General features: G+C 43.9%; 9 protein-coding genes. 6 read left to right on the top strand and 3 right to left on the bottom strand.

From position 1 onward, the window contains the following. The first annotated feature begins 64 nt into the window (after positions 1–64). Together trmL and IFO66_RS15985 are read left to right on the top strand one after the other, a co-directional pair. Positions 65–529 (top strand): tRNA (uridine(34)/cytosine(34)/5-carboxymethylaminomethyluridine(34)-2'-O)-methyltransferase TrmL, encoded by a 465-nt coding sequence (gene trmL, locus IFO66_RS15990; RefSeq protein ID WP_192026126.1) that lies wholly within the window; start codon positions 65–67, stop codon positions 527–529. A 216-nt stretch (positions 530–745) separates the two neighbouring features. Beyond that, entirely contained in the window at positions 746–994 is a 249-nt protein-coding gene (locus IFO66_RS15985; protein WP_028594356.1) for an AbrB/MazE/SpoVT family DNA-binding domain-containing protein, read from the top strand. A 367-nt stretch (positions 995–1361) separates the two neighbouring features. On the opposite strand, the gene IFO66_RS15980 is transcribed toward IFO66_RS15985, so the two are convergent. Together IFO66_RS15980 and IFO66_RS15975 are read right to left on the bottom strand one after the other, a co-directional pair. Beyond that, positions 1362–2423, bottom strand: a complete 1062-nt coding sequence (locus IFO66_RS15980) for a phosphodiester glycosidase family protein (RefSeq protein WP_192026125.1) — start codon at positions 2421–2423, stop codon at positions 1362–1364. 13 nt (positions 2424–2436) lie between these two features. Then, complete coding sequence (locus IFO66_RS15975; RefSeq protein ID WP_028594358.1) at positions 2437–2847, bottom strand: hypothetical protein; 411 nt, start codon at positions 2845–2847, stop codon at positions 2437–2439. A gap of 348 nt (positions 2848–3195) precedes the next feature. On the opposite strand from IFO66_RS15975, the gene IFO66_RS15970 reads away from it, so the two are divergent. Beyond that, complete coding sequence (locus tag IFO66_RS15970) at positions 3196–5550, top strand: hypothetical protein (RefSeq protein ID WP_192026124.1); 2355 nt, start codon at positions 3196–3198, stop codon at positions 5548–5550. A gap of 145 nt (positions 5551–5695) precedes the next feature. Further along, a complete protein-coding gene (locus tag IFO66_RS15965) occupies positions 5696–6910 on the top strand; it encodes an aminotransferase-like domain-containing protein (RefSeq protein WP_192026123.1) in 1215 nt (404 codons plus the stop codon). A gap of 15 nt (positions 6911–6925) precedes the next feature. On the opposite strand, the gene IFO66_RS15960 is transcribed toward IFO66_RS15965, so the two are convergent. Further along, positions 6926–7726 (bottom strand): DUF2161 family putative PD-(D/E)XK-type phosphodiesterase, encoded by an 801-nt coding sequence (locus IFO66_RS15960; RefSeq protein WP_225445818.1) that lies wholly within the window; start codon positions 7724–7726, stop codon positions 6926–6928. 345 nt (positions 7727–8071) lie between these two features. Between IFO66_RS15960 and IFO66_RS15955 the strand changes: the two genes are divergently transcribed. Further along, entirely contained in the window at positions 8072–9967 is a 1896-nt protein-coding gene (locus tag IFO66_RS15955; RefSeq protein ID WP_192026122.1) for a PrkA family serine protein kinase, read from the top strand. A 280-nt stretch (positions 9968–10247) separates the two neighbouring features. After that, a complete protein-coding gene (locus IFO66_RS15950) occupies positions 10248–11528 on the top strand; it encodes a hypothetical protein (RefSeq protein ID WP_192026121.1) in 1281 nt (426 codons plus the stop codon). The last annotated feature ends 164 nt before the right edge of the window (positions 11529–11692 follow it).

Genomic DNA, 11692 nt, shown 5'->3' with positions numbered 1-11692 from the left:
TATCGATTCATTTTGTGCATTGGTGTATAATAAGGGCATGAATGAATGTGAGGTGAAATAACAGATGGCTCTGAATATCGTACTCGTCGAACCTGAAATTCCTGCAAATACAGGCAATATTGCTCGTACATGCGCAGCGACAGGGACCCATCTGCATTTGGTTAGACCATTAGGGTTTAATACGGATGATCGCACGTTGAAGCGTGCTGGCTTGGATTACTGGAGTGCCGTGCAAGTTCAATATTATGATTCGTTTGCGGAGCTACAGGACAAACACGCGGGAGCGCGTTTTTTTTATGCAACAACAAAAACAAAGAACAATTTCAGTGATTTTCAATTCCGAGACGGAGATTTCTTCGTATTCGGTAAAGAAACGAAGGGGTTGCCTGAATCGTTAATTGCTGCAAATGCGGAAACATGTATGAGAATGCCGATGACAGACAAAGTTCGTTCCTTGAATTTGTCTAATACGGCAGCCATCGTCGTATATGAAGCACTGAGACAACTAGATTACCCAGGCTTGGATTAACGGAACTAGGTTAGGTGAGAAATATCGCCTACAATTATGAGTATGGAGACCTAATAACGTGATTTTGTGTGACAATTAGTCACTTTGTTACAAAAAATAATGCAAACCTAAAAAAATTGACAAATTTCAGCAGGATTTTCAGATCAGGCATCGAATAAGTAGGGGCAGAGTTCAAAAAGGGTAAGTCATGAGAGATAGTAAAGAGAGGTGGATCTGATGAAACCTGCCGGTGTAGTCCGTAAAGTCGATCAATTGGGGCGCATTGTACTTCCGAAGTCACTACGTAAACGTTATCAGATGAATGAAGGAGATCCTGTAGAAATTTTAGTTCAAGGGGATCATATCATTTTGGAGCGTTATCGTCCAAAATGTGTATTCTGCGGTAATATGGATGGCGTAGCAGAATTTAAAGAACGGTATATCTGTTCAACATGTATGACCGAAATGACGCACTTGGTAAGGTAACATAGGGGGCAAGGAAGAGACATTGCGAGATCAATGTCTCTTTTTTGTTATCGAAAAACTACATATGATTGAGGGAAATAGGGAAATACGTAAAGACGCCGGCGCTTGGCCGACGTCTCGCATTGCTCTTATTGGTCAATGATGTTACAGACCAGCGGTCTTGTCTTCGTTGTATCCAGAGGTGAACATAGCCAACAAGAACAAAACGAATACGAGCATAATAATCCAGAATGTCATATGAAGCACCTCCTACAAACTACCATCATTATAACCAATACATTCCAAAAAGAAAATGAAAACATGAATGTAGAACGGAAATTTCAGCTACCCATTTTGAATCTATTCATCGATCGTTCTTGGATAGAGATTATTTAAAAAACAAGAAATGTGTCGGTAATTGACGAAGGTGTCCATCTGAAGGATTATTGACAACTCTTCCTTTGAAAATTAAAGAAGATGAACCGCCACCATCGAGCGTATAAGCATCCTGCACACCGAGATTTTGCATCTTCTTCTGCATCTCTGACAGCAAAGCACCCGACTTTCCGTTCTCATCATAGCCATCTACAACCATAATAAGAAGCTGATCGTCTTTATAGTTTCCGATAACGGTTCGTGGAGCGCGTGAGCTTGCCCATTTCTCAGGAATCTTTAAGGAGACGCCGTTATGCAGAAGCTGAGGAACGAAGCTGGCACCGAAATGTGGGTCCATCTTGTCCAATTGATATTGGCTGTAGAACTTGCCACCGATAAGCTTAGCCTCTTTATTAAAGCCTACAAAGGTAAGATCCTTGAAGCTTGGATGGAAACCACCTATATACTTGCCATTCATAACGGTAGTGCCTAACGGATATCGTCCACCACGGCCATCTGCGTAACCGCCTGCATTTACACCAGCAATAGCGCCATAACGCTGTACAGCTTGCATAGTCGTTTCGGTACCACCGAACTTGTCATTGCCTAGCGTCATTTTCATTGCTTCTGGTGATTTAAGCTTTACTTTCATCGCGTAGCCATTATAGGATGTCGAACCTATGCGATATAATTCTGCTGTCAGTTTATCGCTGTTAACCTGGTCCATAGGTGTGCCAAGCTTGGCTGTAATGCGGCGATTATAAATTTGTTCAGGACGTTTAGCTTGTGCAGAAGCGGTGTTCACAATCGAATTCATGGTGTTCGTTGTCTTCTGATACAGCTTAGAAACACGACCTACCGTCTCCATCGTATACTCCGCGGTGTGCTGGGCTTTCGTTAACCCTAGCGTGATTTGCTTCTGACTTTCATTCCAATCTTGCGTGAAGGAAGTATTGTCTGGCATCGTCAGTTGAATGGATACTTGTAAGGAAGAGATGAGGATAAATATCATCATCCCGATGAACGGTGCGACAGCCATCATAAATATGCGATTTATACGCTTAACTTGTGTCATCGGCTGGCCTCAATCATTTTAAAAGCTCCATTTTCTGCTGCAGCGCTGCTAACTGCTTCTTCACTTCATTCAACTGAGAGTAAAGCTTATTGCTGTTATCTGTCTTGTTGGACGCATTGTCCTTCGTGAACTCCAGCAATTCATTAAATGACTGAACTTTGCTTTGCAATTGGTCGAGCTTCTCATTCATTTGCTTCAACTGTTTCTCGTAATTGCGCTGCATACTAGTAATCTGCGCATTAGTTTGTGCCTGCACCTGTTCAATCATGGATTGCTTCATGTGCTGACTGTAATAATAAGTTGCGGTTATCCCGACCGCAATCATGACGAACCAGAACAATAAGAACCATGCGGGGCTTACTCTGTTCGCCTTCGTTCGGGATCTACGGGAAGCTTCCCGCTCATTCTCGAAAGAAGGTTGCATATCTAATCACCTCAAAGCTACTTTTATCCAAGTTGACCCAAATCTTTCAATACATCCTATCATTCTATCACGACCGTCAAGCGCAAGCAAAAAGGACAACATTCTGCTTCTCCCTACATATAAGTTGATAGATTTCTACTTCTTTAATCCCATTACATTTTGGAATGGCGATAGAAGTAACCTTTCATCCGTGCAATAAATGCTCGATTTCGAATGACCTAGATAGTACTTTTTTTCATTGCGTATATGAGCATGCTTCTATACAATCAAAGTATGTTAGTTTTTAGAGAATAGCGTCGAATTGTGCGCTTATCATAATTCGTAATTGTTATAGGATTGAGGGAAAAGATGAATCTTACTTTTATACGCAAGTGTGGGCTGATTGCTCTCGGTCTCGTATATATTTGGCTTATAATTGTCACATTTTCACACCCTTTTATTGGTGTGTATGCCAAATTGGACGATGATGATTGGCGTGTATCCTACGCGCTTAATGGGGGAGTCGGTGCAGAATTTCATATACAGAAGGGCGACCGGCTAGTTGAGGTAAATGGACATGACGCTGCGACCCATTTTTATTTGCAAAAGTGGGGAAAGCTTGAACAAGCGGACAATGTTTTACTAGAGAGAGACGGATATTATCATTTTCTATATCTGACTCCTGGGGAACCTCATCATCTATACGATGTATTGCCTGTTGTATCTACGATATTTTTGCTCTTTATCTCGCAGTTCCTATATCGAAGACGAGGAGCATCTACAGCGATTGTGCAGTTGAGTTTGCTCTTTTTAGCGATTAGTTTGGTGTATGTCGCTTATGGTGCTTCGATACGTGGAGATATTGTAGGTAGATGGTTAATGTATAGCGGTATTATGATTTTGCCGATTTTGTTCCTGCAATTTATTTGTTCTTTTATACAAGAGAAGTCTAGCATTAAGTTGCCGATGAATCATATTAAATGGCTGTACGGTTCGCTTATTATTTGTCTTGTTGTCAAATGGATGTATTTATTGACACAGTGGTCCTATGCCTCCACTCAATTTGATGACATGATAACTTATTTATTTTTTGCCTTTGTCGTAGGCGTCACATTAATCTACATAACGAGATTATATTTAAGATTTAGGCATGAGCGCTCGTATTTCAGCTCGGTCGTATTCATCGTATTTGTAATCGTGAGCATTGCGGCTATACCAGTCATTGGTCTGTCTTTCATTCCGCATTTGATGGGCTTACCGCCGTTTGTGCCTCCGCTTGTTGCTGGTTGGATTGCCATCATGATGCTGCTTGTATTTGCATTGTTGACGATGCGTTATCAACTGAATGATATAGGTGTCATTCTTAGGAGATTGTTTGTTCATGTATTAATTGCAATGGTACCGAGTGCGCTCATTCTAGGATGGTACGGTGTCGTATTTAAACAGGAGGGTCCTTTTAGTTATCAATTTTTCACATATTTGTTTATGGTATTTGTGATTACTGCCATTACGCATACGCTGGACCATTATGTAAATAGATTAGAAACCGTTCTAATTCCGCGGAAGCACAAGCTGCATCACGCATTGCTTGTCATTGCGGAGCGGCTTGGCCAGCATCAGTATCAAGACGAGTGGTATACGAGAATTCTTCCGCTCATTATGAATGCGCTTGATGCTGATGGAGTTGCGCTTGTGCGAAAAGACCATTTGGGTACGATTGAAATGTCAGTTGAAGGCGATGTCGACCAAGAAAAAGTAGAGCGTCAGTTGAAATCTTCTCATTTCCGTCATCATCATTACTTCTGGTATGAAATCAATTTGCAGTCGGACTCGATTTACTATGTCGTCATCGTTCGTAAATCTACGAAGGCGAAGCTCAACCATGAAGAAGATAAGTGGATGCAGCAAGTGATTACTTATTTATCACTTAGCTTGAATCATATTTATCATGTTCAAACGCTCCGTACGCAATTGTCTTGCTATACAGATAGAAACTCCAAGTTAAGACAATCGATAGAACGCAATGTGATGGGTGATCTCTTCGATATGGACGAGCAGGAACGGAGTAGATTCTCTTCGGAGATTCAGAAGCGCGTCATGCGTCTACTTCATGATGTCACGGTAGCATTAGAAGAAAGCCTTCACAGTGCAGATTCTGAGTTGAGCAAAGATATGCACAAAATCGTTTTGGTTGAAGTGAAAGAAAGTATTTTTGAAGTAAACAGCCAGTTGCAGCATGTATGTCAGACGTTAAAGCCTACCCTGTTAAAAACAGCTGGGTTCGCTAACGCCCTTCGTCAATGGGTTGAGAGGGAGTTCGCAGATCGAACGAAAGTGATTCTTCACGTAGATGAGCCTTCTCTTGTATTGGATATCCAGTCAGAAGAATGGGTCACAGGTGTATTTCGTATTTCTCAGCTGCTATTATACAATGGAAAAGTAAACGGATATGCAACGGAGCTTCAGCTTCAGATTAATGTTCATGATGGTTATGCTCATATTGTTTATCAAGACAATGGGATTGGGTTCCATTACGATATGAATGAGGCAGTCATTGAGGAATATACGTTTAAACAATTACGTAACCGAGTAACGATGCTGGATGGTAAATTCGTTTCCGCGCAATATCCTGATCAGATTGGCTCCTACCTCCAAGTAAATGTGCCGCTGAGCTCAGAGAAGCAGTCTGAGTTTGCACGAAGTGGGAATGTATCAACGAAATAGGCGCGTTTTAGACGTATATATTTATAGAAGACAGAACGAAGGGAGACTTTCCTCGTTCTGTTTTTTTCGTTATTCATCATTAAACAATTGCCAACCGAGAGGGCGGAGTGTATTCTTTTTAGAAAGATGAAAGGAGCGTTGACAGATGCAATTTATGTTTTCCAATCGTATTCAATCCGTAGAAAGTTCGGTTGTTCGTGATATTTTACAACTTACCCAAGGTAAATCGATCATCTCCTTTGCAGGGGGGCTCCCTGCTGAGGAATGGTTTCCGATGGAAGCAATTCGCAAGGTCAGTAATATCGTTCTTAAGCAAAGTCCTAAAGCTTTGCAGTATGGAGTAACGGAAGGCATTATGGAACTGCGCGAGCAATTGGCGAAACGCATGGAGCTTCACAAAAAGATCGCGGTTGAACCTGCTATGGTTATGCTAACGTCTGGCTCACAGCAAACGATTGATTTGATGGCCAAAGCATTTATTGATCCAGGTGATGTTGTGTTAGTAGAGAACCCTACATACTTGGCATGCTTGCAGGTAATGAAGCTGTACGGCGCGCAAGTTGTTGGAGTGCAAAGTGATGCAGAGGGCATGATTCCAGAAGATCTTGCTTACAAGTTGGACAAATATCGTCCGAAGATGGTGTATGTGGTTCCGACATTTAGCAATCCAACGGGACGTGTATGGAGCTTGGCTCGTCGTCAAGCATTGTTGGATCAGTGTCGTCGCACAGGAACCGTTATTTTTGAGGATGATCCATATGGGGAGTTAAGCTTCACGAATCATCAATTGCCAACAATAGCTGCCTTGGAAGGTGATGCGCCAGATCGACTCGTTGTATATACGAGTACGTTTAGCAAGCTGGTTGCCCCTGGTCTGCGTACAGGTTGGGTTGCTGCGGATCGGCGTATTATTCAAATGTTGGCGCGAGGCAAGCAGTCGGCCGATTTGCATTCTAGTGTTTTGGATCAGCTCCTATTAAGTGAGCTACTCCGTTCCGATTCCTTTTCACTGGATGATCATGTTCATAAAGTGTCTCTCATTTATAAGGAACGTATGGAGACGATGATAACAAGCTTGCAGCAGAATGATGTATGGAAAGGTTCACAGTGGAACAAGCCGCAAGGCGGAATGTTTTTGTGGCTGGAACTTCCTGAAGGATTGGATGCTGAACATTTGCTTCGCGTTGCTGTACAGAAAGGTGTTGCTTTCGTACCAGGCTTCCCATTTTATGTGGAAGACTGTAAACGCAATACGATGCGGCTCAATTACTCCTTTGCTTCCCCTGATGTTATTCGTTCAGGTATGGAACGGCTTGGGGAAGCGATTGGCGAATTTACGGGTCGCTATGCGGATGTGTAACAAGTAATATCCGACTTATACATCTACAATTTCGGCATATTGCAGCAATGCTGCCTCACCATCTCTAGTCAAAGCGTATTGACCACGTTCAATGCGGGCGAACCACCCATAATAATTGTGGCGTAGAATAGCAGCGGCATCTCCAATGCCGCTTGCTTCTTTGACTCGAACAGGCTTGCTTTGCCCTTGCTGTAAAGCGAGAGCAACTCGAAGTGCCTTCTCTCGGTAAGCAGTAACGAGTGGGCGTTTCGTGGAGCCGCCAACATTGTAATCGCCGCTGCGACCGTTGAACTCTCGTATTAATTTGGCTTGGCGAGCTGCCATTGGCTTTTTTGGAGGAATAATAGGGGGAGTTTGATCATGATCATCATAAGTCTCGTTGTCTTCATGAATGCTACCACCTGTTCCTAAGTTTGAGTACAAGAAGCGAGAGCTTCGGTCTTCCCACCCGTAGGGTGCAGTATGCAGTTCTACAAACGCTGGTTTGCGAGCATAAAGCGTTACCGTTAAGAAGCCAATACCGATGCGACGGCACAGCTCAGCAACAGCACGCAGTCGCTTCTGATTGGCTTGTTTGCTGCGTTTGGCTTCTATTGCGATGAAAACGTGCGCAGCCGATTTTTGTCTGTCCAGCGCTTGCAGCAGTAAGGTAAGATTCGCGCTTGCTTTCATCTCGACAATGACTGGCTGCTCTGGACATTGTGGATGAATGGCAACGAGATCACAGTGCCGTACTTCAGCACGGACTTCATACCCTAACTGCTCCCAATATTGTTTTAAAGGTGCATACAGCTCCGTTTCTTGTCGTTTCGTCATCCTACATCCCATCCTTGTCTATTTCATGCACAGCCTCCATGCTGTATGCAAAACACTCCTAATAGCTACAACCTCCATTATATCACGATTCGTGCTAGCTAGTGTTTGAACCGTCTCGTCATGCCTCCTATATGAGAACGTAACAATGTTGTCTCAGGCAAAATTGTTAGAAACTAATCCCACCTATGCGCATAGGTATGTAATACACTTTTCTTTTTAAGTTTGCTGGGTCATTAGCGCGAGTCAATTCTCAAGTTGGCACGTGCCTATTAATAACAACGACGACAGAAGAAAGACGGCGATGGAGGGCAGTGTTGTGAATCGGGAGCAATGGAGGTAAGAGGGATGGACATTTTCAAGCGAATAGCTGAACACCGTGCCGAGAGTGAACGGCTTGGCTGGACCGGTACGTTCAAAGAATACGTAGAACTGTTGCGAAACGACCCCGCTCCGGCGATGACCGCCCATGCAAGGGTGTATGAAATGATTTCTTCACATGGCGTGGAAGAAGTGAATGGGCATAAGCGTTACAAGTTTTTTGAACAGGAAATTTTCGGATTGGATCGAGCGATTGAAAAATTAGTAGAAGAGTACTTTCACTCGGCAGCGAAGCGACTGGATGTGCGCAAACGGATATTATTACTCATGGGGCCAGTAAGTGGGGGAAAATCGACACTTGTCACGATGCTCAAGCGCGGTTTGGAACAATATTCGCGGCAAGAGCGAGGCGCTGTATTTGCGATCAAAGGCTGCCCGATGCACGAAGAACCTTTGCATCTCGTACCGAATGAACTTCGACCAGAAGTCGAGAAAGCACTTGGCGTTCGGATTGAGGGCAATTTATGCCCTTCCTGCCAAATGCGTCTCCGTACGGAATACAATGGAGAAATTGAAAAGGTATTAGTTGAGCGCGTGCTTATCTCAGAGGAGAATCGAATTGGTATCGGAACGTTTAGTCCGTCTGATCCGAAATCTCAAGATATTGCAGATTTAACGGGAAGCATTGATTTCTCAACAATTACCGAGTATGGCTCTGAATCTGATCCAAGGGCCTATCGTTTCGACGGTGAACTGAATAAAGCGAACCGGGGTGTCATGGAGTTCCAAGAGATGCTGAAGTGCGATGAGAAATTTCTCTGGAACTTGCTTTCCTTAACGCAAGAAGGCAACTTTAAGGCAGGAAGATTCGCTCTGATCTCAGCGGATGAATTAATTATCGCGCATACGAATGAATCTGAATACCGTGCCTTTATTTCGAATAAGAAAAATGAAGCTCTTCAATCTCGCATGATCGTAATGCCGATTCCTTACAATTTGAAGGTTTCAGAAGAAGAGAAAATATATGAGAAATTGGTCGGTCAGAGTGACATGCACCATATCCATATTGCCCCGCATGCGCTGCGCGCGGCTGCAATATTCTCCATTTTGACACGATTGAAAGAAACGAAGAAGCAAGGTATGGATTTATTGAAGAAGATGAGAATGTACGATGGTGAAGAAGTTGAAGGTTACAAGGAAAATGATCTGAAGGAAATGCAGAGCGAGTATATTGAAGAAGGAATGTCAGGGGTAGACCCACGATATGTCATTAACCGAATTTCCAGTGCTTTGATTAAGCAAAATCTTTCGTGCATTAACGCGCTGGATGTACTTCGTGCGCTAAAAGATGGCTTGGATCAGCATGCATCCATTACAAAAGAAGAACGAGAGCGGAATTTGAACTTTATTTCCGTTGCTCGCAAAGAATATGATTCGCTAGCGAAGAAAGAAGTACAGAAGGCATTTGTATATTCGTTTGAAGAGTCGGCGAAGACGTTGTTTGAGAACTATCTAGACAATATAGAAGCATTTTGCAATTGGAAAAAAATCCGAGATCCGCTTACAGATGAGGAAATGGACCCGGATGAGAGGCTCATGCGCTCGATTGAGGAGCAAATAGGGGTATCGGAAAATGCGAAGAAAGCATTCCGTGAAGAGATTCTCATTCGGTTATCCTCCTATTCTCGAAAAGGCAGGAAGTTCGATTATAACAGCCATGATCGTTTGCGTGAGGCAATTGAGAAGAAGCTATTTTCAGACTTGAAAGATATCGTCAAAATTACGACTTCGACGAAGACGCCTGATGAGAATCAATTGAAGCGGATTAATGAAGTAACAGCTCGACTTATTGATGAGCATGGCTATTGCTCAGTGTGCGCGAATGAGCTTCTTCGTTATGTTGGCAGCTTATTGAACCGGTGATGGTTTGTTTGTTATTGGATCTAATGAGTGTGTTGTCATTTTCGTGAAGATGGTAAAGGCCTGTATGCGAATTGCATGCAGGCTGTTTGTGTTTAGGTTCGTATACATCAAGAACATTCGAGTTGTTAGGGTGAGGAAATAGGGAAATATGACATGGAGGTTTATTCACAATTGGATGAATAAGGTTCCTCTCTTTGGAAGCATAATAACGTCATGTGCTGAATCTGAGCATTTCATGCTTCAGCGTCATGACAGAACATTTCTAAAAGGAGGCTACTTCATGCCTAACAACCAATCGCGTCATCAGGCTCCTCAATTGTTGCAGCATGCTCATGGAATAGAGCAGCACGTATCTAATTCGTCCTATGGTGGATATGGACACACGCTTTCGCAACAACAAAATACATACCCAGCTTATACAGGGTATAGCAGCGGTACTGCTGGTTCCTATGGAGGCGGATATTCGCAAGGTGGTTCCTTACATAACCAAGCTGGTTATTCAGCAGCAGGACACAACTATTATGGCGCAGCTCAACATTACCAGCCAACAGGTCAAGTACACAGTGTAACTGCACATACGCATGGCGCGCATCAGAACGTAGTGCCGCAATCGTATCAGCCAACAGGACCAATACACAGCCATGCTCATGCGCAAGAATCCCATTATCATTCAACGGGTCAAGTCCAAAGCTATGCGCATGCACCTGAAGCCCATTACCATCCAACAGGACAAGTGCAAAGCTATGTCCATGCGCAGCAAACCCACTATCAACCTACGGGTCAGGTACACAGCGTAACAGCAGAGACCCATGGAGCGCATCAAGAAGTGGTGCCGCATACCGATCCAACAGGTCAAGTACAGAGTTATGCTCATGTGCAAGAAACGCAAGTGCACTATCAGCCAATTGGCCAAGTACAAAGTCAAGCGCATGCACCTGACACGCATTATCAACCAACAGGACAAGTACAGAGCCATGTGCATGCACCAGAAACGCACTATCAATCAACGGGCCAAGTACACAGTATTACAGCGGAAACGCATGGAGCACATCAAGAAGTGGTACCGCATTACGAATCAACAGGTCAAGTGCAGAGTTATGCCCATGTGCAAGAAACGCAAGTACACTATGAGCCAATTGGCCAAGTACAAAGTCAAGCGCATGCACCTGACTCGCATTATCAACCAACAGGACAAGTACAGAGTCACGTTCATGCACAACAATCCCATTACCAACCAACAGGTCAAGTACACAGTGTAACAGCGGAAACCCATGGTGCACACCAGTACGTAGTGCCGCAATCGTATCAGCCAACCGGTCAAGTGAATAGCTATGCGCATACGCAGCCAACGAATTATCATCCAACGGGCCAGGCTCACAGTGTAACAGCGGAAACGCATGGTGCGCATCAGAACGTAGTGCCACAATCGTATCAACCAACGGGTCAAGTGCATAGCTACATTTATCATGCACAAGGTGGTCATCAGGGTTCTGCGCTAACGAATTATCAAGCGACAGGACAAGTACACAGTGTGACAGGTCAAGACTATACTTCCCAATAAAGTGGACACAAAGAAGCGGCTGTATGAGGCCGCTTCTCTTATTGTTGTACGCCCAGCATGGGCGTCATCTCTAGGGTGAAAGTCCCGAACGGGGGCTGGCGAACGCCTACCGTTAGCCAAGAGCAAGGGTGTCTGTCGTGAGGCAGAATCTGAAGGAAGCTGGA

Origin of the sequence: Paenibacillus arenosi (assembly GCF_014841135.1) — a bacterium.
In the GTDB taxonomy this organism is placed as follows: Bacteria; Bacillota; Bacilli; order Paenibacillales; family Paenibacillaceae; genus Paenibacillus_B; species Paenibacillus_B arenosi.
Note: the sequence above shows the minus strand (reverse complement) of the source record. Positions and strands in the feature narration are given on the sequence as shown.